Here is a 24,085-nt window from a genome sequence, read left to right on the forward strand (position 1 = left end):
ACGCCCCTCGTCTGCTACAATCGCGGCCGCCTCCCGATGCAAAACCCGACTAAAGCAGTAGGTCTTATAGTTGACTTAAATGCTCGGGAATCGCATACTCGCTCACATCCTGTAACTCCCGTGGTACCCAATAGCCATGCGACTGACTACCAAAGGCCGATACGCCGTGACAGCCATGCTTGACCTGGCGTTGCACGCGCAGCATGGGCCGGTGTCTTTGGCCGACATTTCCGAGCGCCAGGGCATTTCCCTCTCTTATCTGGAGCAGCTGTTCGCCAAGCTGCGCCGCAGCAGCCTGGTATCCAGTGTGCGCGGTCCAGGCGGTGGCTATCAGCTGTCGCGGGGCATGGAAACCATCCAGGTGGCCCAGGTCATCGACGCGGTCAACGAATCGGTCGATGCCACCCGTTGCCAAGGCCTTGGGGATTGCCATGCCGGTGACACCTGCCTGACCCACCACTTGTGGTGCGATCTCAGCCAGCAGATCCATGAATTCCTCAGCGGCATCAGCCTGGCCGACCTCGTCAAGCGCCGTGAGGTGCAGGAAGTCGCCCAGCGCCAGGACCTGCGTCGTGTCGCAGGCCGATCCGCCCAGTTGGACAAGATTGAGACGTCCGCCGTCGACTGACCGTTATGACAGCGACGAGCGACGCCACCGCCTGATAGGAGATATCCATGAAGTTGCCGATCTACCTCGATTACTCCGCGACCACCCCGGTCGATCCCCGCGTCGCCCAGAAGATGGCTGACTGCCTGCTGGTCGACGGGAACTTCGGTAACCCGGCTTCGCGCTCCCACGTATTCGGCTGGAAAGCCGAAGAAGCGGTCGAGAACGGTCGTCGCCAGGTCGCCGAGCTGATCAACGCCGATCCGCGCGAAATCGTCTGGACCAGCGGTGCCACCGAGTCCGACAACCTCGCACTCAAAGGTGTCGCGCACTTCTATCAGACCAAGGGCAAGCACATCATTACCTCCAAGATCGAGCACAAGGCGGTCCTGGATACCGCTCGCCAGCTCGAGCGTGAAGGTTTCGAAGTCACCTACCTTGAGCCAGGCGAAGACGGCATCGTCACCCCGGCCATGGTCGAAGCCGTGCTGCGCGACGACACCATTCTGGTCTCGCTGATGCACGTCAACAACGAAGTCGGCTCGATCAACGACATCGCCGCCATCGGTGAGCTGACCCGCGCCCGCGGCGTGCTGTTCCACGTCGATGCCGCCCAGTCGGCCGGCAAGGTCGAAATCGACCTGCAAAAACTGAAAGTCGACCTGATGTCGTTCTCGGCGCACAAGGTCTACGGCCCTAAAGGTATCGGCGCGCTGTACGTCAGCCGCAAGCCGCGTGTGCGTCTGGAAGCGATCATCCACGGTGGTGGCCATGAGCGCGGCATGCGTTCGGGTACCTTGCCGACTCACCAGATCGTCGGCATGGGCGAAGCCTTCGCCATTGCCAAGCAGGAAATGGCCAGCGAGAACGCTCGCATCAAGGCCCTGAGCGACCGCTTCTTCAAGCAGGTCTCGGACCTTGAAGAGCTGTACGTCAACGGCAGCCAGACTGCCCGCGTACCGCACAACCTGAACCTGAGCTTCAACTACGTCGAAGGCGAGTCGCTGCTGATGTCCCTGAAAGACATTGCCGTATCGTCCGGTTCGGCCTGTACCTCCGCTTCGCTCGAGCCGTCGTATGTACTGCGCGCTCTGGGCCGTAACGACGAGCTGGCGCACAGCTCGATCCGCTTCTCCTTCGGCCGCTTCACCACCGAAGAAGAAGTCGACTACGCCGCGCAGAAAGTCTGCGAGGCCGTTAACAAACTGCGTGAGCTGTCGCCGCTGTGGGACATGTACAAAGACGGCGTTGACATCTCCAAGATCGAGTGGGCCGCCCACTAAGCAGTCGCCGGCAAGAGCGGCTCCCTGATGAGGAAGGAATTGCACCATGGCATACAGTGAAAAGGTCATCGACCACTACGAAAACCCGCGCAACGTCGGCAAGATGAATGCCGAAGACCCGGACGTCGGTACCGGCATGGTCGGCGCGCCGGCCTGCGGTGACGTGATGCGCCTGCAGATCAAGGTCAACGAGCAGGGCGTCATCGAAGACGCCAAGTTCAAGACCTACGGCTGCGGTTCGGCTATCGCTTCCAGCTCCCTCGCCACCGAGTGGATGAAGGGCAAGACCCTGGACGAAGCTGAAACCATCAAGAACACCCAGCTGGCTGAAGAACTGGCGTTGCCGCCGGTCAAGATCCACTGCTCGGTACTCGCCGAGGATGCCATCAAGGCAGCCGTTCGCGATTACAAGCAGAAGAAAGGCTTGATCTAAGTCGCCTGTTGCGAGGTAAGGAGTTCTGATGGCTATCAGCATGACAGAAGCCGCCGCCAACCACGTGCGGCGTTCCCTGGAAGGGCGCGGCAAGGGTGAAGGCATTCGCCTGGCCGTACGCACCACCGGTTGCTCGGGCCTGGCCTATGTGCTGGAGTTCGTCGACGAAGTGGCGGGCGAAGACCAGGTATTCGAGAACCACGGCGTGAAGGTCATCATCGACCCGAAAAGCCTGGTGTACCTCGATGGCACCGAGCTCGACTTCGTCAAAGAAGGGTTGAACGAAGGCTTCAAGTTCAACAACCCCAACGTGCGCGGTGAGTGTGGCTGCGGCGAAAGCTTCAACGTCTGAGGCTGGCTGTGGGTACTCCTTGTCATTACGCTCTGTTTGATCTCCAGCCGTGCTTCCGGCTGGACCTCGACAAGCTGGCCACTCGCTACCGCGAGCTGGCCCGCGAGGTCCATCCTGACCGTTTTGCCGACGCTTCCGAGCGCGAGCAGCGGGTAGCCCTGGAGAAGTCCGCGGCCCTCAACGACGCCTACCAGACGCTGCGCAGTGCGCCGCGCCGAGCCCGCTACTTGCTGGCAATCGGTGGCCACGAAGTGCCCCAGGAAGTCACGGTCCATGACCCCGACTTCCTGCTGCAGCAGATGCAGTGGCGCGAAGAGCTCGAAGAGCTGCAGGACGAAGCCGACCTCGATGGTGTTGCCGTGTTCAAGAAGCGCCTCAAGGGTGCGCAGGACACGCTGAACGAGGATTTCGCCGCCTGCTGGGATGTGCCTGCCGAGCGCGAGAAGGCCGAACGCCTGATGCGCCGCATGCAGTTCCTCGACAAGCTCGCCCAAGAAGTGCGCCAACTGGAAGAGCGCCTCGACGATTAACCCGGCGTTGCCCGTGATGACGCCTAAGGTATTCAGATAAGCATGGCCCTACTGCAGATCGCCGAACCCGGTCAAAGCCCTCAGCCGCACCAGCGCCGCCTGGCGGTGGGTATCGACCTGGGTACCACCAATTCTCTGGTCGCTGCCGTTCGCAGCGGTCGCAGCGAGCCCCTGCCGGATGTGCAGGGTAATGTCATTTTGCCGTCTGCGGTGCGCTACCTCGAAGGGCGCAGCGAAGTCGGGCAGGCTGCGCGCGATGCCGCTTCCAGCGACCCTTTGAACACCGTGCTGTCGGTAAAGCGCCTGATGGGGCGCGGCCTGGCCGACGTCAAGCAGTTGGGCGAGCAGCTGCCGTACCGCTTCATTGGCGGCGAGTCGCACATGCCGTTCATCGATACCGTCCAAGGGCCGAAAAGCCCGGTGGAAGTGTCGGCCGACATCCTCAAGGTGCTGCGCGAACGCGCCGAGCAAACCCTCGGTGGCGACTTGGTGGGGGCGGTGATCACCGTGCCAGCCTATTTCGACGACGCCCAGCGCCAAGCGACCAAGGATGCCGCGCGCCTGGCCGGCCTCAATGTGTTGCGCCTGCTCAACGAGCCAACCGCAGCGGCCGTGGCCTATGGCCTGGACCAAAACGCCGAAGGCGTGGTGGCCATCTATGACCTGGGTGGCGGCACGTTCGATATCTCCATCCTGCGCCTGACGGCCGGTGTGTTTGAAGTGCTGGCTACCGGCGGCGACACCGCCCTGGGCGGCGATGATTTCGACCACGCGATTGCCGGTTGGATCATTGAACAGGCTGGGCTGTCTTCCGACCTCGACCCGGGTACTCAGCGCCAGTTGCTGCAGGCCGCCTGCGCCGCCAAGGAAGCCCTGACCGACGCCGACGTGGTCAGCGTCAGCCACGGTGCCTGGCAGGGTGAGCTCAGCCGGGCCGCCTTCGATGCCATGATCGAGCCGCTGATCGCTCGCAGCCTCAAAGCCTGCCGCCGCGCCGTGCGCGACAGCGGTGTCGAGCTGGAAGAAGTGGGTGCAGTGGTCATGGTCGGTGGTTCGACCCGCGTTCCACGCGTGCGTGACGCTGTTGGCACACTGTTCGGCCGTACCCCATTGACCTCGATCGACCCTGACCAGGTGGTGGCCATCGGTGCTGCCATTCAGGCCGACACCCTGGCTGGCAACCGCCGTGAAGGTGGCGAGTTGCTGCTGCTCGACGTCATCCCACTGTCCCTGGGCCTTGAGACCATGGGCGGGTTGATGGAGAAGGTGATCCCGCGCAACACCACCATTCCGGTGGCGCGTGCGCAAGAGTTCACCACCTATAAAGATGGCCAGTCGGCCATGAAGATTCACGTCCTGCAAGGCGAGCGCGAGCTGATCAGCGACTGCCGCTCGCTGGCGCGCTTCGAGCTGCGCGGCATCCCGGCCATGGTCGCCGGTGCGGCGAAAATCCGCGTGACCTTCCAGGTCGATGCCGATGGACTGCTCAGCGTCGCTGCCCGCGAACTGGGCTCGGGCGTCGAAGCCAGCATTCAGGTCAAGCCGTCCTACGGCCTGACCGACGGCGAGATCGCCCGCATGCTCAAGGATTCGTTCGAGCACGCAGGCAGCGACAAGCAGGCCCGTCAGCTGCGTGAACACCAGGTTGACGGTGAGCGCCTGCTCGAAGCAGTACAGGGCGCCCTGGACGCCGATGGCGAGCGCCTGCTCAGCAGCGAAGAGCGCGAAGCCATCGAATTCCAGATGCAAGAACTACGTGATTTGCTGACCGGCACCGATGGCCCCGCCATCGAGCAACAGACCAAGCGTCTGTCGCAGGTGACCGATGCATTTGCCGCCCGTCGCCTTGATTCGACGGTCAAAGCCGCACTGGCCGGGCGCAACCTGAATGAGATCGAGGAGTAACCGATGCCGCTGGTGACATTCCTGCCGCACGAGAAGTTTTGCCCGGAAGGGCTGACCGTGGAGGTCGAGCCTGGGACCAACATCCTGGAGCTGGCCCACGAGCATCACATCGAAATGGAAAGCGCTTGCGGTGGGGTCAAGGCCTGCACCACCTGTCACTGTATTGTTCGCAAAGGTTTCGATTCGCTGGAAGAAGCGGACGAGCTGGAAGAGGACATGCTGGACAAGGCCTGGGGCCTGGAAGCCCAGTCGCGCCTCGGCTGCCAGGTGGTCGTCGCCGACCAGGACCTGACCATCGAGATCCCCAAGTATTCGCTTAACCACGCTGCTGAAGCGCCCCACTGAGGATTTTTGCATGAGTCTGAAATGGGTTGATGTACTTGAGATCGCCATCCAGCTTGCAGAAAGCAAGCCGGACGTCGATCCTCGTTATGTGAATTTCGTCGATCTGCACCGCTGGGTGCTGGCATTGCCAGAGTTCAGCGACGATCCGTCACGCGGCGGTGAGAAAGTGCTCGAGGCCATCCAGGCGGCCTGGATTGATGAAGCCGACTAAGCGCGTCGCTGCAGGTTAGGCAATCCCCTGAAACCCGCGTATAATTCGCGGGTTTAATTTTTCGCAACACTCATATTTCTGGAGTTTTCCATGGCTGTTCAACGTACTTTCTCGATCATCAAGCCTGACGCCGTTGCCAAAAACGTCATCGGCAAGATCACCACTCGCTTCGAAGAAGCTGGCCTGAAAATCGTTGCCTCGAAAATCAAGCAACTGTCCAAAGCCGAAGCCGAAGGCTTCTACGCTGAGCACAGCGAGCGCGGCTTCTTCGGCGACCTGGTTGCCTTCATGACTTCCGGCCCGGTTGTTGTTCAGGTTCTGGAAGGCGAAAACGCCATTGCTCTGAACCGTGAGCTGATGGGCGCTACCAACCCTAAAGAAGCTGCTGCCGGCACCATCCGTGCTGACTTCGCCGAGTCTATCGACGCCAACGCCGTTCACGGTTCGGACTCCGAAGCTGCTGCTGCTCGCGAAATCGCTTACTTCTTCGCTGCTACCGAGGTAACCACTCGCTAAGCGAAAGCTTACGGGTGAGGGTGAATCCATGACGACATCTACTGGCAAAATCAACCTGTTGGGCCTGACCCAGCCGGAAATGGAACAATTCTTCGACTCTATAGGGGAGAAGCGCTTCCGTGCCGGCCAGGTGATGAAATGGATTCACCATTTTGGCGTCGATGATTTCGCCGCCATGACGAACGTCGGCAAGGCCTTGCGCGAAAAGCTCGAGGCTGTTGCCGAAATTCGCCCACCGGAAGTGGTCAGTGAAGACATTTCCGCCGACGGCACCCGTAAATGGGTGATCCGCGTTGCCTCTGGCAGCTGCGTCGAGACCGTCTACATTCCTACCGACGACCGCGGCACGCTGTGCGTATCGTCGCAAGCCGGCTGCGCCCTGGACTGCAGTTTCTGCTCCACCGGCAAGCAAGGCTTCAACAGCAACCTCACCGCCGCCGAAGTGATTGGCCAGGTGTGGCTTGCCAACAAATCTTTCGGGACCGTCCCGGCCAAAGTCGACCGCGCGATTACCAACGTGGTCATGATGGGCATGGGCGAGCCTTTGCTGAACTTCGACAATGTCATCGCCGCCATGAAGATCATGATGGATGATCTGGGCTATGGCATTTCCAAGCGTCGCGTCACCTTGTCCACCTCGGGCGTGGTGCCGATGATTGACGAACTGGCCAAGCACATCGACGTGTCGCTGGCCCTGTCGCTGCACGCGCCGAACGACGAGCTGCGTAACCAGCTGGTGCCGATCAACAAGAAGTACCCGCTGAAGGTGCTGCTGGAGTCGTGCATGGGCTACATGGCCACCCTGGGTGGCAAGCGCGTGTTGACGGTTGAGTACACCCTGCTCAAGGACGTCAACGACCAGCCTGAACATGCCGCGCAGATGATCGAACTGCTGCGCGACGTGCCGTGCAAGATCAACCTGATCCCGTTCAACCCGTTCCCGCATTCCGGTTACGAGCGGCCGAGCAACAACGCCATCCGCCGCTTCCAGGACCTGCTCCACCACGGTGGTTTCAACGTCACCACCCGTACCACCCGTGGCGAAGACATCGACGCCGCCTGTGGTCAGCTGGTCGGCCAGGTCAACGACCGCACCCGCCGCAGTGAGCGCTACATCGCCGTGCGCCAGCTCTCTGCCGACGCCGAGCTGCAAGACAGCGCCGCGCGCCACTGACCGAGAACTCGCCATGACCCTGCGCGCCGCGCTGTCGATCCTTGCGCTTTTGCTGCTGGCCGGCTGCGTGTCGGGCGGCGCGGGTGACCCGCTGGCCAGCCGCCAAGGGCGGCAAGAGGCGGGCAGGGCGTATGTGCAGTTGGGGCTTGGTTATTTGCAACAAGGCTTGACCGAACAGGCCAAGGCCCCGCTGGGCAAGGCGCTTGCCCTGGACGCCAGCGATGCCGGCGCGCATGCGGCGCTGGCGCTGGTGTTTCAGGCTGAAGGTGAGCCAGCCCTGGCCGAGCAGCACTTTCAAAAAGCCCTGCAGGCACGCCCTGGCGATACGCGAATTCGCAACAACTACGGCAGTTTCCTTTATGCTCAGGGGCGATTTGCCGAGGCCAAGAAGATGTTTCGCCTGGCCAGTGCCGATACCCTGTATCCTGAGCGCTCACGCGTGTACGAGAACCTTGGCTTGACCGCCCTGAAGCTCGAGCGTCGAGACCAGGCGCACGCCTATCTGCTCAAAGCGTTGCAACTCAACCCACGGCAACCCAAGGCGTTGCTGGAAATGGCTGAGTTGTCCTACGAAAACAGGCATTATGTGCCGTCCCTGGACTACTACGATCGTTTCAGCCAGTTGAGCGACCACGACGCCCGTAGCCTCCTGCTGGGCAGCCGCCTTGCCCGGGTGTTCGACGAGCAGGGCACATTGGCCAATTTGGGCCAGCAATTACAACGACTTTATCCCGGTACGCCGGAATATCAGCAATACCTGTCGGAGCAACGATGAACGCCGCGCATCCCGAAGTAGCCGTAGCGCCTGGCCAGAACCCCGGTGAGCTTTTGCGTCAGGCCCGTGAGAAGCGGGACTGGTCGCAAGCCGAGGTGGCCCGCAAGCTCAACCTCACTGTCAGTTCGTTGAACCACGTTGAAACCGGCGCCTTCGACAAGTTGCCCGGGCACACGTTCGCCCGTGGCTATATCCGCGCCTACGCCAAACTGATGGACCTGGACCAAGCCACGCTGGTCGAGGCCTTCGACCGTTACACCGGCACCCACGCCAAAGGCAGCGAAGTGCATTCGCTGGGCCGCATCGAAGAGCCTGTACGCCTGTCGCACAACATCCTGCGCGGCGTCAGCCTGCTGCTGCTGCTGGCGGTAGTCGGTGGTGGCTTCGTCTGGTGGCAGGACCAAGGCAGCCTGCGTGGCAAGGACCTGGCCAAGATCGCCCTGGAGCACGTCGAAGTCGAGAGCGCCGACGGCACCACGCAGATTCACCCGCTGGATGAGCCTGAAGACCAGGCCGTGAGCGCCGGCCAGCAACCCGAGAGCGCCCCGTTGCCGCTGGAGCAGCCCGCAGGTGAACCGTCGGCCGCCGCTGCCGAGCAAGCACCCGCCAGCGCTGCGCAGCCCCCTGGAGCAACCGAAACACCAGCCCCCGCTCAGCAGCCCCAAGCGGCCACCGCAGCCGCTGCGCCAACGCCTGCGCCTGCTCCGGCAGCGTCGGCTGCCACCGCGCCCGTGGCTGCCGCGCCCGCTGCCACTGTGCCCGCCGCGCCCGTTGCAGTGCCGGCCGGTAGCGCCAGTGTCTCGATTCAGTTCAGCGCCAATTGCTGGACCCAAGTCAACGACGGCAATGGCAAGGTGCTGTTCAGCGGCGTCAAGCGCAAGGGCGACAACCTCGAGCTGACCGGCAAGCCGCCGTTCGCAGTACGCCTGGGCTTTGCCCGTGGCGCGCAGGTCAGCTACAACGGCCAGGCCGTCGATGTTGCTCCGTTTACAAGTGGCGAGACTGCTCGCCTGAAGTTGGGACAGTAAGTCATGCACGGCGAATCTCCGATCAAACGTCGCGAATCCCGCAAAATCTGGGTCGGCAATGTGCCGGTGGGTGGTGATGCGCCCATCGCGGTACAAAGCATGACCAACACCGACACCAACGATGTCGATGCCACCGTCGGGCAGATCCAGCGCCTGGTGGATGCCGGTGTCGACATCGTGCGTGTCTCGGTGCCAGACATGGACGCCGCCGAGGCCTTCGGCCGCATCAAGCAACGGGTCAGCGTGCCGCTGGTTGCCGATATTCACTTCGACTACAAGATCGCCTTGCGTGTGGCCGAACTGGGCGTCGACTGCCTGCGCATCAACCCGGGCAACATCGGCCGTGAAGACCGTGTGCGTGCCGTGGTCGATGCGGCCCGCGACCGCGGTATCCCGATCCGTATCGGCGTCAACGCAGGCTCCCTGGAAAAGGACCTGCAGAAGAAGTACGGCGAACCGACCCCAGCCGCGCTGGTCGAGTCGGCGCTGCGCCATGTCGAGCACCTGGACCGCCTGGACTTCCAGGACTTCAAAGTCAGCGTCAAGGCCTCCGACGTGTTCATGGCCGTCGAAGCCTACCGCCTGTTGGCCAAGCAGATCATCCAGCCCCTGCACCTGGGCATCACCGAAGCCGGTGGCCTGCGCTCGGGGACAGTGAAATCCGCCGTCGGCCTCGGTATGCTGCTGGCCGAAGGCATCGGCGATACCATTCGTATCTCGCTGGCTGCTGACCCGGTCGAGGAAGTGAAAGTCGGTTACGACATCCTCAAGTCGCTGCATCTGCGTTCGCGTGGCATCAACTTCATCGCCTGCCCAAGCTGCTCGCGGCAGAACTTCGATGTGGTCAAGACCATGAACGAGCTGGAAGGGCGCCTGGAAGACCTGTTGGTGCCGCTGGACGTCGCGGTGATCGGTTGCGTGGTCAACGGCCCCGGCGAAGCCAAGGAAGCCCACGTAGGGCTGACCGGCGGCACGCCGAACCTGATCTACATCGACGGCAAGCCGGCGCAGAAGCTGACCAATGACAACCTGGTCGATGAGCTCGAAAAGCTCATCCGCCAGAAAGCGGCCGAAAAGGTCGAAGCCGACGCGGCGCTGATCGCCCGTGGCTGACACACAGAATTCGTAAGGACTTTTCGTGAGCAAATCGCTGCAAGCCATCCGTGGCATGAACGACATCCTGCCTGAACAGTCGCCACTGTGGCGCTACTTCGAGGGCACCGTGGCCGGCCTGCTGGACACCTACGGGTACAGCCAGATCCGCACGCCGATCGTCGAGTTCACCGAGCTGTTCAAGCGCTCCATCGGTGAAGTGACCGACATCGTCGAAAAAGAGATGTACACCTTCGAGGACCGCAACGGCGATTCGCTCACCCTGCGCCCCGAAGGCACTGCCGCCTGTGTGCGTGCCGTGCTGGAACATGGCATCACCGGCAACGGCCAGGTGCAGAAACTCTGGTACATCGGCCAGATGTTCCGCCACGAGCGCCCGCAAAAGGGCCGCTACCGCCAGTTCCACCAGATCGGCGTGGAAGTGTTCAACCTTGACGGGCCGGACATCGACGCCGAGCTGATCATGCTGACCTGGCGCCTGTGGGGCCTGCTGGGCATCCAGGACGCGGTCAAGCTCGAGCTCAACAGCCTGGGTACCAGCGAAGCCCGTGCCCGCTACCGTGATGCGCTGGTCGAGTTCCTCTCGGCACGCCTCGAGCAGTTGGACGAAGACAGCCAGCGTCGCCTGAAGAGCAACCCGCTGCGCATCCTCGACAGCAAGGACCAGAACACCCAGGCGGTGCTGGTTGGCGCGCCGAAGCTCGAAGATTACCTGGACGAAGAATCCCGCGTGCACTTCGAGGGCCTCAAGGCCCGTCTGGAGGCTGCCGGTATCCCGTTCGTGATCAACACCAAGCTGGTGCGTGGCCTGGACTACTACAGCAAGACCGTGTTCGAGTGGGTCACCGACAAGCTCGGCGCCCAGGGCACTGTTTGCGCCGGTGGCCGCTACGACGGCCTGGTCGAGCAGATGGGCGGCAAGCCGACCACCGGCGTTGGTTTCGCCATGGGTATCGAGCGCCTGATCCTGCTGCTGGAGACCCTGGGCAAGGTGCCCGAGTCGATCAGCCGTCAGGTCGACGTCTACCTCTGCGCCTTCGGCGAACAGGCCGAGCTGGCTGGCCTGCGCTTGTCCGAACGCCTGCGTGATCGTCTGCCAGGCCTGCGCCTGGTGGTCAACGCTGGGGGTGGCAGCTTCAAGAGCCAGTTCAAGAAAGCCGACAAGAGCGGCGCGCTGTTCGCCCTGATTCTTGGCGACGACGAGCTGGCCCAGCAAGCGATCGGCTTCAAGCCCCTGCGTGGTCAGGGCGAACAACAGAACATTGCCTGGGATGCTCTGGCTGAGCACCTGGAAACCGCGGTCGCACAGGCGTAACGCGGTCCAACAAGCGAATAGGCGAAAAGGAGTATTGGGGTGTCGAGTACCGATGATGATGACCTGGCAGGGGTCAAGGACTGGTGGAACCGCAACGGCAAGCCGCTGCTGACGGGCGCGTTGCTGGCCGGTGTGGTGGTACTGGGCTGGAATACCTGGCACAAGTACCAGAACAACCAGTCGCAAGGTGCCTCGCAGCTGTACCAGGCTTTGCTTGAAACCAGCCTGACGCCGAGTGGCCAGCCTGACGCAACCAAGGTCGCGGAACTGGCCGGCAAGCTCAAGAGCGAGTTCGGTGGTACCGCCTACGCCCAGTACGGCAGCCTGTTCGTGGCCAAGGTCGCGGTCGAGAGCGGCAAGCTCGACGACGCTGCTGCCGAGCTCAAAGCTGTGTTGGACAAGCCAGCCGATGCCACCCTGGGCGAGATTTCGCGCCAGCGCCTGGCCCGTGTACTGGCTGCCCAGGACAAGGCCGAAGAGGCACTCAAGCTGCTCGACGGCGATGCCGACAAGGCGTTCCTGGCCAGCCGCGAAGAATTGAAGGGTGACCTGCTGGTGCAGCTGGGTCGCGCCGACGATGCTCACAGCGCTTATGAGAAAGCCAAGGCCTCGCTGTCGGATGAAGCAGCGGTCGGTGGCCTGCAACTGAAGCTGGATGACTTGGCCAAAGGGGACGCGTGACGTGATCGGTTGGAAACAAGCAGCAGTGCTGACCCTGGCCGTACTGGCCGCGGGTTGCAGCAGCAACAGCAAGAAGGAACTGCCCCCGGCCGAGCTGACCAAGTTCACCGAGGAAGTGGTACTGAAAAAGCAGTGGAGCCGCTCGATCGGTGACGGCCAGGGCGAGACGTACAACACCCTGGTACCGGCCATCGAAAACGACCGTATCTACGCCTCCGACGTCAACGGCGAAGTCTTCGCCCTCGACCGTATCACCGGCGACGTGGTGTGGAAAAAAGACCTGGACCTGCAAGTGTCGGGCGCTGTCGGCGTGGGTTACGGGCTGGTCATGCTCGGCACCCTCAAAGGCGAGGTCATCGCGTTGGACTCCAGCACCGGTGAAGAGCGCTGGCGTTCGCGCGTGACCAGTGAAGTGCTGGCACCGCCCGCCAACAACGGCGACGTGGTGGTAGTGCAGACCCAGGACGACCGCCTGATCGGCCTCGATGCCGCGACCGGCGACCGCCGCTGGATCTACGAAAACACCCCGGCCGTACTGACCCTGCGCGGCACCGGTGCACCGATCGCGACCAACCGCCTGGCGGTTGCCGGCCTGTCCACCGGTAAAGTGATCGCGGTGGATATCAACAACGGCGTGCCAGTGTGGGAGAGCCGTGTGGCCATCCCGCAGGGGCGTTCCGAGTTGGACCGCGTGGTAGATATCGACGGCGGCTTGCTGCTGTCCGGTGGTACTCTGTACGTCAGCACCTACCAGGGCCGCGTAGCGGGCCTGGATCTGGAAAGCGGCCGCGTGCTGTGGCAGCGTGATGCGTCCAGCTATGTGGGTGTCGCCCAGGGTTACGGTAACGTCTATGTCAGCGAAGCCTCGGGTACCGTTGAAAGCGTCGACGAGCGCTCTTCCAGCGCCCTGTGGACCAACGATTCCATGGCTCGCCGTCAGCTGTCGGCACCGGAAGTGTTCTCCAGCTACGTGGCTGTCGGGGACTTCGAGGGTTACCTGCACCTGCTCAGCCAGGTCGATGGCCGCTTCGTCGGCCGTGAACGAATCGACAGCGATGGCCTGCGCGCCCGGCCCCTGGTGGTCGGCGACACCATCTACGTCTTCGGCAACAGCGGCAAGCTCGAGGCACTGACCGTCCGCTGAAGCTAAGCTCAAGACCGCCAACGGTCTTGAGCCGCGGTGTAGGAAACGCCGCACAAACTCCGGCCGCTGCCTTGCAGCGGCCTTTGCATTTTCAAGAATTCAAGAGTGGAGAGCCGCATGGTTCCCGTAATCGCCCTGGTGGGACGGCCGAACGTCGGCAAATCCACCATGTTCAACCGCCTGACCAAGACCCGCGATGCCATCGTCGGTGACCTGTCGGGCCTGACCCGTGACCGCCAGTATGGTGATGCCTCCTGGCAGGGTCGTTCTTTCATCCTGATCGACACCGGCGGTATCACCGGTGACGAAGTGGGCATGGACGAGAAAATGGCCGAGCAGTCGCTCATGGCCATCGAAGAAGCCGACTATGTGCTGTTCCTGGTCGATGCCCGTGCGGGCATGACCGCAGCCGACCAGATGATTGCCGAGCACCTGCGCAAGCGCAACAAGTCGGCGATTCTGGTTGCCAACAAGATCGACAACATCGACCCCGACGTTGCGCGTGCCGAGTTCTCGCCGATGGGCATGGGCAACGCCATTCCGGTGGCGGGCTCCCAGGGCCGTGGTATCAACGCCCTGATGGAAGCCGTGCTCGGCCACCTGCCGCGTGATGCCGAGGACGAAGCCCTCGACCAGGACGTCGCCGAAGGCGAGGAAGCCGCGCGCATTCCTGGCCCAAGCGAAAAAGATGGCATCAAGATCGCCATCATCGGCCGCCCGAACGTCGGCAAGTCGACCTTGGTCAACCGCATGCTCGGCGAAGAGCGCGTGGTGGTCTACGACGAGCCAGGCACCACCCGAGACAGTATCTACATCCCGTTCGAGCGCGATGGCGACAAGTACACCTTCATCGACACCGCCGGGGTGCGCAAGCGCGGCAAGATCCACGAGGAAGTCGAGAAGTTCTCGGTGGTCAAGACGCTGCAGGCGATCAAAGACGCCAACGTGGTCATCTTCGTCATGGATGCCCGCGAAGGTGTGGTCGACCACGACCTGAACCTGCTGGGCTTTGCCCTCGAAGCCGGCCGCGCCATCGTCATCGCCCTGAACAAATGGGATGGCATGGAGTCGGGTGAGCGCGCCTACGTGAAGACCGAGCTGGAGCGCCGGCTGTTCTTCGTCGATTTCGCCGACATCCACTTCATTTCCGCGCTTCACGGCACGGGCGTGGGCAACCTGTACAAGTCGGTACAGGCCGCGTTCACGTCGGCGGTCACCCGTTGGCCAACCAGCCGCCTGACGCAGATCCTCGAAGATGCGGTCAGCGAGCACCAGCCGCCGTTGGTCAATGGCCGCCGCATCAAGCTGCGTTATGCCCACCTGGGCGGTGCCAACCCGCCGCTGATCGTGATCCACGGCAACCAGACCGAGAGCATTCCCAAGTCGTACTCGCGTTACCTGGAAAACACCTACCGCCGCGTGCTGAAACTGGTCGGTACGCCGATCCGCATCGAGTATAAAGGTGGTGAGAACCCGTACGAGGGCAAGAAAAACACCCTCACCGATCGCCAGGTCAACAAGAAGCGCCGCTTGATGTCGCACCACAAGAAGGCCGAGAAGAAGCGCCGCGACAAGCGCTGATTTCGCGTCGACTTCTTCGCGGCTAAAGCCGCTCCCACAGGGATAGCGCAGTCATCGAGTGCAGCGCAGTACCTGTGGGAGCGGCTTTAGCCGCGAAGGGGCCCTTTGATCCAACGCAATCCCCCTATTGTTTCAACCTTTTTCCTGACCGCTCGATCCGCTATGCTCGGACTCCACCCCGTGCCGGATAAACCCCAGGAAAGAGGGCTCCATGATCCGCAGCAAACTGCCGAATGTCGGCACGACCATCTTCACCACCATGTCCCAGCTCGCCGTGCAGACCGGTGCGCTCAACCTTTCCCAAGGCTTCCCCGACTTCAACGGCCCGCAGGCGTTGCTCGATGCAGTGGGCCGGCATGTGGCCGCCGGGCATAACCAGTACGCGCCAATGACTGGCCTGCCGGCCCTGCGCCAGCAGGTAGCGGCCAAGGTCGCACGGTTGTATGGCGCACAGGTGGATGCCGATCACGAAGTGACCATCACCCCAGGTGCCACCGAGGCAATCTTTTGCGCCATTCAAGCGGTGATCCAGGCCGGTGACGAAGTCATCGTCTTCGACCCGTGCTATGACAGCTACGAGCCGTCGGTGGAATTGGCCGGTGGCCGTTGTGTGCATGTGCAATTGAGCGACGGCGACTTCCGCATCGACTGGCAGCGGTTCAGCGATGCCCTCAGCCCGCGTACACGCATGGTCATCCTCAACTCGCCGCATAACCCCAGCGGCGCGCTGATCACCCGTGAAGACCTGGACCAGCTGGCGCAGCTGATCGCTGAGCGCGATATCTACCTGGTCAGCGACGAAGTCTACGAGCACCTGGTCTATGACGGCGTACGCCACGCCAGCGTGCTGGCCCATGCCGAGCTCTATAACCGTGCCTTCGTGGTCAGTTCGTTCGGCAAGACCTACCATGTGACCGGTTGGAAAACCGGCTACGTGATCGCCCCGCCGGCCCTGAGCGCGGAGCTGCGCAAGGTGCACCAGTACGTCAATTTCTGCGGCGTCACGCCGTTGCAGTGCGCGCTGGCCGACTTCATGGCCGAGCACCCCGAGCACCTCGATGAACTGCCAGGCTTCTACCAGGCCAAGCGCGACCTGTTCTGCGACTTGCTCGAAGGTTCGCGCTTCAGTTTCCGCCGTACGGCCGGCACCTATTTCCAGCTGGTGGACTATTCGCAGATCCGCCCGGACCTGAACGATGTCGAGATGTCGTTGTGGCTGACCCGTGAGCACGGCGTGGCGACCATTCCGGTGTCGGTGTTCTACCAGCAACCCATCCCCGAGCAACGCCTGGTGCGCCTGTGCTTTGCCAAACGTGAGGAGACGCTGCGTCAGGCGGCGGAAAAACTATGCGCGATCTGAGTACACTGCCCGACCTGAAAATCGCCTTGGTGCAGACCACCCTGGCCTGGCACGACCGCGAGGCCAATTATGCGCACTTCGAGGAACTGCTGAAGCAAGTGGGTGAGGTGGACCTGGTGATCCTGCCAGAGATGTTCACCACCGGCTTCTCGATGCAGTCCGAAAGCCTGGCCGAGCCCGAGAACGGCCCGACCTACAAATGGCTCAAGGCCCAGGCGAAGAAGTACAACGCGGTGATCACCGGCAGCGTGATCATCCAGGCCGCCGATGGCAGCCACCGTAATCGCCTGCTGTGGGCGCGCCCGGACGGTGAGATCTTGCACTACGACAAGCGCCACCTGTTCCGCATGGCGGGCGAGCACAAGCATTACACCCCCGGTGAGCGTCAGGTGCAGTTCGAGATCAAGGGCTGGCGGGTGCGCCCGTTGATCTGCTACGACCTGCGCTTCCCGGTGTGGAGCCGTGATGCCCAGGACACCGACCTGCTGCTGTACACCGCCAACTGGCCGGCGGCGCGCCGCCAGCACTGGAACCGACTGCTGCCGGCGCGGGGCATCGAGAACCTGTGCTTTGTCGCGGCGGTGAACCGCGTGGGCACCGATGGCAAAGGCTTCGCCTATTCCGGTGACAGCCAGGTGCTGGACTTCCAGGGCGAGAGCCTGCTCAGTGCTGGCGAAGCGGACGGGGTGTTCACGGTGGTGTTGAGAGCGGCGGAGCTGGCGGCGTACCGGGCCAAGTTCCCGGCGAACCTGGATGCCGATACCTTCGAGCTGCACTAACAGCCTGCACTGGCCCTTTCGCAGCACAAGGCTGCTCCTACACGTTATGCGCTACACCTGTAGGAGCAGCCTTGTGCTGCGAAAGGGCCAGATGCCTTTACATCAATATCTGATCAGTACACATCCCGCCGATACCGCCCATCCTCGATCAGTTGCTCGACCATTTCATCGCCGAGAATGCCCTTGAGCGCCGCATCAACGCCGGCCGCCATGCCCTGCAAGCTGCCGCAGACATACACACAGGCGCCATCCGCCACCCAGCGCTTGAACGCTTCAGCCTGCTGCAGCAACACATCCTGCACATACACCTTCTCGGCCTGATCCCGCGAAAACGCCAGGTCCAGGCGTGCCAAATCGCCGCTGTCGAGCCAGCCTTGCAGTTCGTTGCCGCACAGCAGGTCATGCGCGCGGTTACGTTCACCGAACAGCAGCCAATTGCGTTGTTCGCCCGCGTTGACCCGCGCGCGCAGCAGGCTGCGCAGCCCAGCCAGGCCAGTACCGTTGCCGATCAGAATCATCGGCACCGGTGACTCGGGCAGGTGGAAGCCACTGTTGCGGCGCAGGCGCACGTTCAGCAGGCCATTCACCGGCAGGTACTCGGTCAGCCAACCAGACCCCAGCCCGAAATTGCCATCCGGGTGACGTTCCTGGCGCACGATCAATTCCAATACACCGTCACTGGCGATCGAAGCGATGGAGTATTCACGCGTGCCGATCGGTACCAGCGCATCGACCAGCGCCTGCGCGTGCAAGCCCACCAACTGATCGCGCCGGCTGGGCAACTGACGGCTGGCCAGCGCCTGGCCCAAGGTCTCGCTCAGGCCGTCGAGCTGCACGGGGGCGTTGGCATCCAGGCCCAGGCCGTCGAGGAAGGCGTCGACCCGCAGCTGAGCATTGCGCGGCAGGATTTCTACCAGGTCGCCGGCTTGCCAGCTGGCAGGCTCCTCGGGGCGCAGGCCGATCAGGTAGACCGGCAAGCCCTGGCTGCCCGGGTTCATCAACTCACGTTGCACCAGCGTCCAGTTGCCGAAACTCGGCGGCTGCCAGGCCGTGACCGGCTGGGCCCCCGTCAGCTGCGCCAGTGCCTGTTGCCATTGTTGCAGCGCCGCCTGGTCGGCGTTGTCCACCTCCACCGGGCTGAACGCCGTGCTGGCGCCGCGTTCACCCAACCAAGCCTGCAGGCGACGGGCAAAGCCGCAGAAGTGCGGGTATTGGCGGTCGCCTAGGGCGAGCACGGCATAGTGCAGGTTGTTCAGCGCCCAGGGTTGGCCAAGCACCTTGCGCTCGAACGCGCGGGCGCTATCTGGCGCTTCGCCATCGCCGAAGGTACTGACCACGAATAAGGCGCGACGGGCCTGGCGCAAGTCATCCTCGCCCAGTTCGGCCAAGGCACGGACTTGCACCGGCAGGCCAGCCGCCTGCAATTGCCCGGCACTTTGCCAGGCCAGCTGTTCGGCGAAGCCGCTCTGGCTGGCAAAGCCGATCAGCCAGCTGTCGCTGCCAGCCTGGGTGCTGTCGACGCCGCCTCGGGCAGCGCGAACCTGGCGTTTCTTGCGGCGGCGGTCAAGGTACAGCAGCCAGCCGGTGACGAAGAACAGCGGCATGGTCAGGCTGGCGAGGGTGACGATGATCCGGCCCGGCAAGCCGAAGTATTCGCCTACGTGCAGGGCGTAAACGCTCTGCAGCAACTGCGCCTTGAAGGATTTGTCGGTGTAGCGGTCGTGGCTTTTCACCTGGCCGGTGGCCGGGTCGAGGACCAGCGTGTTGAAGGCGCGCGGGTGCGCGGCATCGTCCACTAGGTAGAAGAGGTTGGCCGGCTGGCCACCTGCCGGTGGCAGGCGAAGGTTGTACATGGCCAGGCCCGGGCCCGCGGCCTCCTTGAGGTTGGCCCAGATAGCGTCGTAGTCGACCACCAGCGGCGGTGCGTTCTTGTCGACCTTCTGTGGCCCGTGGCGGCCACGGCCTTCGCCGCGTTTTTGCTGCTGGCCCGCTGCCGGCGTATCGGCCAGCAGTTTGTTCAGGCCTTCGCGGTACCATTCATAGGACCAGAACAGGCCGGTGAGGGCGAACAGCAGGTAGAACAGCAGGCACCAGGTACCGGCCACGGCGTGCAGGTCCCAGTTGAAGGCGCGGCCTTTCTTGGCCCATTCGAAGGTCAGCCAGACCCGCCAGTTGAGCGCCTTGCGCGGCCAGCGCAGGTACAGGCCAGAGAGGCAGAAGAAGATCAGCATCAGGGTGCAGGCACCGGTGATCTGCCGGCCGCTGTCGCCCATGGCCAGGAACCGGTGCAGGTTGAGCATCAGGTTGAAGAAGTCCTGCCCGGCCACTTCACCCTTGAGCTCGCCGGTGTACGGGTCGGCATAACGCAGCTCACCACGGCGCTGGCCTGGCGGCGGTGTGAAGAAGATCCGCGCAGCGTTGCCTTCGTGCAGGTCCACCCACAGCATCGCGACCTTGTCGCCTCGTGCGGCCTCGACTCGCTGCACCAGTTCGGCGGGCGGTAATACGCCCTCGGGGCGTACTTCGACCTTCAGCACATCGGCATTGAAGGCCCGAAGCAGTTCTTCCTGAAACGACCAGATCGCCCCGGTGATGCCCATCAAGGCCAGCACCAGGCCAGCGGTGATGCCAAAGAACCAGTGCAATTGGAACAGCGTCTTCTTCACCACATCGATCACCTTGTCTTGCCGTTTCAGTTCAGGCGGCGTGCATTATGCCTTGATACGCAAAAGCCCCGCTCAATGAACGGGGCAGGGGTGGGTGTTGTTTACCGGTTGTATGTAGCCTGTGCCGGCCTCTTCGCGGCTAAAGCCGCTCCCACAGGGACACCACGAAACTCGAGGTCAGTGGAATACCTGTGGGAGCGGCTTTAGCCGCGAAAGGGCCGGCACAGGCACAGCCCATTCAACAGATCAACCCAATCCCGACATCAGAAGTGAACGCTGGTGGTCAGCAGCGCCGTCCGCCCAGCCGCCTGGTTGGCGAAGTGGGTGGAGAACGCCTTGTCGTAGTACACCTCGTTGGTCAGGTTCTGCACGTTCAGCTGCAGGTCGACGTTCTTGGTCAGCTTGTAGGCGGCCATGGCGTCGTAGCGCACGTAGCTGTCAACCATGGTGGTGTTGGCCACGCTGCCGTACACGTCATCCACATAGAACGCGCCACCCCCGACGGTCAGCTTCGGCGTGATCGAATACGTGGTCCACAGGCTGGCGCTGTTGTTCGGTGTGTTCGGCAGCTGGTTGCCATCGTTAACCTTGCCCAGGGCGCCGCCATCGATCTGGCGCGCCTGCATGTAGGTGTAGCCGGCAAAGACCTGCCACTTGTCAGTGAGCTTGCCGCTGGCCGACAGCTCGATACCCTGCACGCGGGTTTCGCCGACGTTTTCGTAGGTGGTGGTGTCCACCTGAACGCGGGCGTTTTCCTTCTCGGTGCGGAACAGCGCGGCGGCCAGGGACAGGCGCTGGTCGAGCAGGTCCCACTTGGTGCCGATCTCGTAGTTGGTGGTTTCTTCCGGCTCCATGTCGCTGCTCAGCAGGTTGCCGGCGCGGTCGCTGGTGTTGCCCAGTGGGTTGCCTTCGGTGCCCTCGCCGAGCATCGCGCCGGGTGGCGTCGCGGAGGTGGCGTAGGAGACATAGATGCTGCCGTTTTCGGCCGGCTTCCAGACCAGGCCCAGTTGGCCGGTGACGAACTCGCTGGTATCACGGCCCTTGGAGGCCACGCCCTTGGCGTTGACCACGGTGGCGCCAGCGGCATCGTAGGTACGGTACTGGGTGTCAAAGTGGTCGTAGCGCAGGCCCATGTTCAGCAGCCAGTCAGGCGTCAGCTCCAAGGTGTCGAAGACGTACAGGGCGCGGGTATTGCTCTTGGTATCGGTGCCAGCGTAGTTGCGCGAGATCGCGCCATTCCACGGATCATCCGGGTTCGGATTGCTCAACGAGGTGCAGTTGTAGCCGCTGTTGGCGCCGATCAGGCTTGGGTTACACGCCGTGGCAGACGAGCCGCCAGTTGCGGTATCAACGTTGTACGACGAACGCTTGCTCTCTTCCCGGCTCAGCTCGATGCCGGTGGAGAAGCTGTTCTTCATCCCACCCACATAGAACTCGCCAAACAGGTCGGTCTGGTTGGTGGTGGTGGCGGTGTTGCCAACGCGGCTGTTGGCGCGGCGCCAGACGCTGCCGTTGTTGACGTTGCCCTTGCTGTCGTCAGGCTGGGTCAGGATGTAATCCTGCATGCTGTTGCCGTGACGCAGGGTGTTCTTGATGGTCAGCGCGTCCGTCAGGTCGTGCTCGATCGCGAAGGTGGCGATGTCGACGCGGCTCTTGCGGAAGTCGCGGCCGGTCAGGCCATAGAAGTTGTCGCTGTCACCGCCATCGTACGGTTTGCTCGGGTGCGCCGAGGTACGGGCGCCGCTACCACCGGTAGGAATGGTGTACGGGATGCCGGAATCCGGCAGGTCGTCGCTTTCCAGGTGGTAGTAGTCGAGGTTGACGCGGGTCGGGGTGCCCAGGCCGAAAGCCAGGGACGGGGCGATGCCCCAGCGGTCGTAGTTGACCTTGTCGCGGCCGGCGACGTTGCTCTCGTGGGTCATCAGGTTGAGACGACCGGCCACCGTGTCGCTGAACTGGTAGTTGCCATCGAAGGTGTAGCGTTGGGTCTGGTCACTGCCCCAGGTCCAGGCGCCATCCAGCGAGTTGCCCAGGTGCGCGCGCTTGCTCACCAGGTTGATGGTGCCGCCTGCTGCGCCACGGCCACCGATGGCCGAGTTCGGGCCCTTGGCCACTTCCACCGACTCGATGGCGAAGATCTCGCGGGTTTGCGCGCCGGTATCGCGTACGCCGTCCAGGTAGGTGTCGCCCTGGGCGTCGAAGCCGCGGATGAATGGCCGGTCACCTTGCGGGTTGCCGCCTTCACCGGCACCAAAGGTGATGCCAGGTACCGTGCGCAGGGCGTCCTGCAGGCTGAGGGCGTTGGTGTCCTTGATGACCTGTTGCGGGATCACCGTGACCGAGCGTGGCGTGTCTACCAGCGGCGCGGTGTACTTCTGCGATGAGGCTTTCTCGACCTTGTAATCGGTGCTGGCCTGTTCGGCCTTGCCGTTGACGCTGGTGGCATCCAGGGTGACAGCGTTGTTGGCGGCAGGCTCGGCAGCGTAGGCGGTCGAAGCAGTGATGGCGACGCCGATGGCGGTCACGATCAGGCGTGGTGAACTCACAGCAGATGGCACGTAGTGACGCATTGGTAAGGACCTTCCCCAAGGTGATAAGGCGGCGGATCTTAATGTAAGCAATTGTGACTAACAATTGAGAGTAGTTACCATTCGTGAAGAATTTACAATCTTTACAGTTTGGCTTTACGGTTTTCAGTGGCTGAAACGTCTTAAGCGGCGAATGGGGCTTGTGGTATGTAAAAGGGAATCAATATCATTGACGCCTTTACATTTGCCCAGGTGCCGTCGCCATGCTGCTTCACATTCCCGGCCTGTTCGATGCCGACGAACTCACGCGTATCCGCGAGGCGCTGGAGCAGGCTGATTGGGCCGATGGTAAGGTCACTGCCGGGTATCAATCGGCCAAGGCCAAGCACAACCTGCAGTTGCCTGAAGGCCACCCGCTGGCCAAGGAACTGGGCAGCGCGCTGATTGACCGCCTGTGGAACACGCCGCGCTTCATGTCAGCAGCGCTGCCGCACAAGGTGTTTCCACCGCTGATCAACTGCTACCGCGAAGGCGGCAACTTCGGCTTCCACATCGACAATGCGCTGCGCCAGCCCAAGGGCAGCCCGGAGCGCGTGCGTACCGACTTGTCCTCGACGCTGTTCCTCAGCGACCCGGACAGCTACGACGGTGGCGAACTGGTGATCCAGGACACCTATGGCGTGCAGCAGGTGAAGTTGGCAGCGGGCGACCTGGTGCTGTACCCCGGCACCAGCCTGCACAAGGTCAACCCGGTGACCCGCGGCCAGCGTTATGCGGCGTTTTTCTGGACGCAGAGCCTGGTGCGCGAGGACAGCCAGCGTGCGCTGCTGTTCGAGATGGACAATGCCATCCAGCAACTCACTGCCGATGTGCCCGATCACCCATCGCTGCTGCAGTTGACGGGGACTTACCACAACCTGCTGCGCCGCTGGGCTGAGGTCTGAACCGTGTCATACCCGTTGCGTCGTGAAGAAGTGGTGGATGTTGCAGGCCTCAAGGCCATGCTCGAAGACAGCCCCGGCAAGGCGGCCCAGGCGATCCTGGCGGCAGCGGGGGAGGGGGTGGTCGAGGCGCAGTTGCTGCTGGGTCAGATTCTGCTCGATGGGCGCGGTATTGAGCAGGATGTAGACCTGGCCCGGCGCTGGTTCGCCATTGCCACGCAGGGAGGCAGTGTCATGGCCTGCAACATGCTGGGGCGTTGCCTGGAGCATGGCTGGGGCGGTGAAGTCAGCCTGACGCAGGCGGCCATTCACTATGCCCGGGCGGCAGACGCCGGGCTGGACTGGGGCCTTTACAATTTGGGCAACCTGCTGGCCACCGGGCGCGGGGTGCCGGCCAACCAGGCCCAGGCCTTGGTCTGTTACGAGAAGGCCGCGCAGTTGGGGCATGCCAAGTCGATGAACCTGTACGGGCGTTACCTGGAGCAGGGCATTGCCACGGCGGCAAGCCCGGCGCGGGCGGTGCGCTGGTATCGGCGTTCGGCCGAGGCGGGGGACTTTCGCGGGATGTTCAGTTTGGCGATGGTGCTGGTCGAGCGGGGGCAACTGACTGAAGCCGGGCCTTGGCTGGAGCGGGCGCGGGTTGAGGGGAATGTGAATTTCTTGCGCAGTGCGGTGGCTACATTGCGTGGGGCTGGGCCGTTGCTGGCGGGGTATGCAGCAGGGTATGCCGAGGAACTCGAACAGCGCGGGGAATGATGTCTAGACTGCTGGCCTCTTCGCGGGGCAAGCCCGCTCCCACAAGTTATCTGTTGCCTGTG

At 62.8% G+C, this 24,085-nt stretch carries 23 protein-coding genes; 21 read left to right on the top strand and 2 right to left on the bottom strand.

Features of this window, described 5'->3' with window-relative positions; genetic code table 11:
• Positions 1–136: 136 nt before the first annotated feature.
• From iscR to D886_RS0119840, 19 genes are all read left to right on the top strand, one after another.
• The gene (gene iscR / locus D886_RS0119750) at positions 137–628 is read left to right on the top strand and encodes a Fe-S cluster assembly transcriptional regulator IscR (protein ID WP_027595541.1); all 492 of its coding nucleotides are present in this window, start codon (positions 137–139) and stop codon (positions 626–628) included.
• A gap of 47 nt (positions 629–675) precedes the next feature.
• Positions 676–1,890, top strand: a complete 1,215-nt coding sequence (locus D886_RS0119755; protein ID WP_027595542.1) for an IscS subfamily cysteine desulfurase — start codon at positions 676–678, stop codon at positions 1,888–1,890.
• 46 nt (positions 1,891–1,936) lie between these two features.
• Positions 1,937–2,323 (top strand): Fe-S cluster assembly scaffold IscU, encoded by a 387-nt coding sequence (iscU, locus tag D886_RS0119760; protein ID WP_003248539.1) that lies wholly within the window; start codon positions 1,937–1,939, stop codon positions 2,321–2,323.
• A gap of 28 nt (positions 2,324–2,351) precedes the next feature.
• Positions 2,352–2,675: an iron-sulfur cluster assembly protein IscA gene (gene iscA / locus D886_RS0119765; protein WP_027595543.1), complete on the top strand. Its 324-nt coding sequence runs from the start codon at positions 2,352–2,354 to the stop codon at positions 2,673–2,675.
• Between the two features lie 8 nt (positions 2,676–2,683).
• Complete coding sequence (hscB, locus tag D886_RS0119770) at positions 2,684–3,205, top strand: co-chaperone HscB (protein WP_027595544.1); 522 nt, start codon at positions 2,684–2,686, stop codon at positions 3,203–3,205.
• Positions 3,206–3,247: 42 nt separating this feature from the next.
• A complete protein-coding gene (gene hscA / locus D886_RS0119775) occupies positions 3,248–5,110 on the top strand; it encodes a Fe-S protein assembly chaperone HscA (protein ID WP_027595545.1) in 1,863 nt (620 codons plus the stop codon).
• Between the two features lie 3 nt (positions 5,111–5,113).
• Positions 5,114–5,455 carry an ISC system 2Fe-2S type ferredoxin gene (gene fdx / locus D886_RS0119780; protein ID WP_027595546.1) on the top strand — a complete coding sequence of 114 codons (342 nt, stop codon included), beginning with the start codon at positions 5,114–5,116 and terminating at the stop codon, positions 5,453–5,455.
• A gap of 10 nt (positions 5,456–5,465) precedes the next feature.
• Positions 5,466–5,666 (top strand): Fe-S cluster assembly protein IscX, encoded by a 201-nt coding sequence (iscX, locus tag D886_RS0119785; protein ID WP_024762959.1) that lies wholly within the window; start codon positions 5,466–5,468, stop codon positions 5,664–5,666.
• Positions 5,667–5,756: 90 nt separating this feature from the next.
• Positions 5,757–6,182, top strand: coding sequence for a nucleoside-diphosphate kinase (gene ndk / locus D886_RS0119790; protein WP_012316140.1), 426 nt, complete (start codon positions 5,757–5,759; stop codon positions 6,180–6,182).
• A 28-nt stretch (positions 6,183–6,210) separates the two neighbouring features.
• A complete protein-coding gene (rlmN, locus tag D886_RS0119795) occupies positions 6,211–7,356 on the top strand; it encodes a 23S rRNA (adenine(2503)-C(2))-methyltransferase RlmN (RefSeq protein ID WP_027595547.1) in 1,146 nt (381 codons plus the stop codon).
• Positions 7,357–7,369: 13 nt separating this feature from the next.
• On the top strand, positions 7,370–8,131 hold the full coding sequence (gene pilW, locus D886_RS0119800) for a type IV pilus biogenesis/stability protein PilW (protein ID WP_027595548.1): 762 nt from the start codon (positions 7,370–7,372) through the stop codon (positions 8,129–8,131).
• Positions 8,128–9,159 (top strand): RodZ domain-containing protein, encoded by a 1,032-nt coding sequence (locus D886_RS0119805; RefSeq protein WP_027595549.1) that lies wholly within the window; start codon positions 8,128–8,130, stop codon positions 9,157–9,159. The genes pilW and D886_RS0119805 overlap by 4 nt, the downstream gene beginning before the upstream one ends.
• A 3-nt stretch (positions 9,160–9,162) precedes the next feature.
• Positions 9,163–10,272: a flavodoxin-dependent (E)-4-hydroxy-3-methylbut-2-enyl-diphosphate synthase gene (ispG, locus tag D886_RS0119810; RefSeq protein ID WP_027595550.1), complete on the top strand. Its 1,110-nt coding sequence runs from the start codon at positions 9,163–9,165 to the stop codon at positions 10,270–10,272.
• A 25-nt stretch (positions 10,273–10,297) separates the two neighbouring features.
• Positions 10,298–11,587 (top strand): histidine--tRNA ligase, encoded by a 1,290-nt coding sequence (gene hisS / locus D886_RS0119815; protein ID WP_027595551.1) that lies wholly within the window; start codon positions 10,298–10,300, stop codon positions 11,585–11,587.
• A 39-nt stretch (positions 11,588–11,626) separates the two neighbouring features.
• On the top strand, positions 11,627–12,268 hold the full coding sequence (locus D886_RS0119820; RefSeq protein ID WP_027595552.1) for a tetratricopeptide repeat protein: 642 nt from the start codon (positions 11,627–11,629) through the stop codon (positions 12,266–12,268).
• A 1-nt stretch (position 12,269) separates the two neighbouring features.
• Positions 12,270–13,412, top strand: coding sequence for an outer membrane protein assembly factor BamB (gene bamB / locus D886_RS0119825; protein WP_027595553.1), 1,143 nt, complete (start codon positions 12,270–12,272; stop codon positions 13,410–13,412).
• Positions 13,413–13,529: 117 nt separating this feature from the next.
• The gene (gene der / locus D886_RS0119830; protein ID WP_027595554.1) at positions 13,530–14,993 is read left to right on the top strand and encodes a ribosome biogenesis GTPase Der; all 1,464 of its coding nucleotides are present in this window, start codon (positions 13,530–13,532) and stop codon (positions 14,991–14,993) included.
• A 211-nt stretch (positions 14,994–15,204) separates the two neighbouring features.
• Positions 15,205–16,353: a pyridoxal phosphate-dependent aminotransferase gene (locus D886_RS0119835; RefSeq protein ID WP_027595555.1), complete on the top strand. Its 1,149-nt coding sequence runs from the start codon at positions 15,205–15,207 to the stop codon at positions 16,351–16,353.
• Positions 16,341–17,132 carry an amidohydrolase gene (locus D886_RS0119840; RefSeq protein ID WP_027595556.1) on the top strand — a complete coding sequence of 264 codons (792 nt, stop codon included), beginning with the start codon at positions 16,341–16,343 and terminating at the stop codon, positions 17,130–17,132. Before D886_RS0119835 ends, D886_RS0119840 begins: the two co-directional genes overlap by 13 nt.
• Positions 17,133–17,245: 113 nt before the next feature.
• On the opposite strand, the gene D886_RS0119845 is transcribed toward D886_RS0119840, so the two are convergent.
• Together D886_RS0119845 and D886_RS0119850 are read right to left on the bottom strand one after the other, a co-directional pair.
• Positions 17,246–19,801, bottom strand: coding sequence for a sulfite reductase flavoprotein subunit alpha (locus D886_RS0119845; RefSeq protein ID WP_027595557.1), 2,556 nt, complete (start codon positions 19,799–19,801; stop codon positions 17,246–17,248).
• A gap of 260 nt (positions 19,802–20,061) precedes the next feature.
• On the bottom strand, positions 20,062–22,368 hold the full coding sequence (locus D886_RS0119850) for a TonB-dependent siderophore receptor (RefSeq protein ID WP_027595558.1): 2,307 nt from the start codon (positions 22,366–22,368) through the stop codon (positions 20,062–20,064).
• 221 nt (positions 22,369–22,589) lie between these two features.
• On the opposite strand from D886_RS0119850, the gene D886_RS0119855 reads away from it, so the two are divergent.
• Complete coding sequence (locus D886_RS0119855; RefSeq protein ID WP_027595559.1) at positions 22,590–23,270, top strand: Fe2+-dependent dioxygenase; 681 nt, start codon at positions 22,590–22,592, stop codon at positions 23,268–23,270.
• A 3-nt stretch (positions 23,271–23,273) separates the two neighbouring features.
• Positions 23,274–24,023, top strand: a complete 750-nt coding sequence (locus tag D886_RS0119860; RefSeq protein WP_027595560.1) for a tetratricopeptide repeat protein — start codon at positions 23,274–23,276, stop codon at positions 24,021–24,023.
• Positions 24,024–24,085: the final 62 nt, after the last annotated feature.

This window comes from Pseudomonas sp. LAIL14HWK12:I7 (genome assembly GCF_000483465.1).
In the GTDB taxonomy this organism is placed as follows: Bacteria; Pseudomonadota; Gammaproteobacteria; order Pseudomonadales; family Pseudomonadaceae; genus Aquipseudomonas; species Aquipseudomonas kermanshahensis.

Bases quoted from the DNA above. Each gene is read 5' to 3' on its own strand.
- ndk (WP_012316140.1), top strand. From the start codon at position 5,757: ATGGCTGTTCAACGTACTTTCTCGATCATCAAGCCTGACGCCGTTGCC.
- pilW (WP_027595548.1), top strand. From the start codon at position 7,370: ATGACCCTGCGCGCCGCGCTGTCGATCCTTGCGCTTTTGCTGCTGGCC.
- iscR (WP_027595541.1), top strand. From the start codon at position 137: ATGCGACTGACTACCAAAGGCCGATACGCCGTGACAGCCATGCTTGAC.
- D886_RS0119755 (WP_027595542.1), top strand. From the start codon at position 676: ATGAAGTTGCCGATCTACCTCGATTACTCCGCGACCACCCCGGTCGAT.
- iscA (WP_027595543.1), top strand. From the start codon at position 2,352: ATGGCTATCAGCATGACAGAAGCCGCCGCCAACCACGTGCGGCGTTCC.
- D886_RS0119855 (WP_027595559.1), top strand. From the start codon at position 22,590: ATGCTGCTTCACATTCCCGGCCTGTTCGATGCCGACGAACTCACGCGT.
- ispG (WP_027595550.1), top strand. From the start codon at position 9,163: ATGCACGGCGAATCTCCGATCAAACGTCGCGAATCCCGCAAAATCTGG.
- iscX (WP_024762959.1), top strand. From the start codon at position 5,466: ATGAGTCTGAAATGGGTTGATGTACTTGAGATCGCCATCCAGCTTGCA.
- iscU (WP_003248539.1), top strand. From the start codon at position 1,937: ATGGCATACAGTGAAAAGGTCATCGACCACTACGAAAACCCGCGCAAC.
- der (WP_027595554.1), top strand. From the start codon at position 13,530: ATGGTTCCCGTAATCGCCCTGGTGGGACGGCCGAACGTCGGCAAATCC.
- D886_RS0119840 (WP_027595556.1), top strand. From the start codon at position 16,341: ATGCGCGATCTGAGTACACTGCCCGACCTGAAAATCGCCTTGGTGCAG.
- hscA (WP_027595545.1), top strand. From the start codon at position 3,248: ATGGCCCTACTGCAGATCGCCGAACCCGGTCAAAGCCCTCAGCCGCAC.
- D886_RS0119835 (WP_027595555.1), top strand. From the start codon at position 15,205: ATGATCCGCAGCAAACTGCCGAATGTCGGCACGACCATCTTCACCACC.
- fdx (WP_027595546.1), top strand. From the start codon at position 5,114: ATGCCGCTGGTGACATTCCTGCCGCACGAGAAGTTTTGCCCGGAAGGG.
- D886_RS0119850 (WP_027595558.1), bottom strand. From the start codon at position 22,368: ATGCGTCACTACGTGCCATCTGCTGTGAGTTCACCACGCCTGATCGTG.
- rlmN (WP_027595547.1), top strand. From the start codon at position 6,211: ATGACGACATCTACTGGCAAAATCAACCTGTTGGGCCTGACCCAGCCG.
- D886_RS0119805 (WP_027595549.1), top strand. From the start codon at position 8,128: ATGAACGCCGCGCATCCCGAAGTAGCCGTAGCGCCTGGCCAGAACCCC.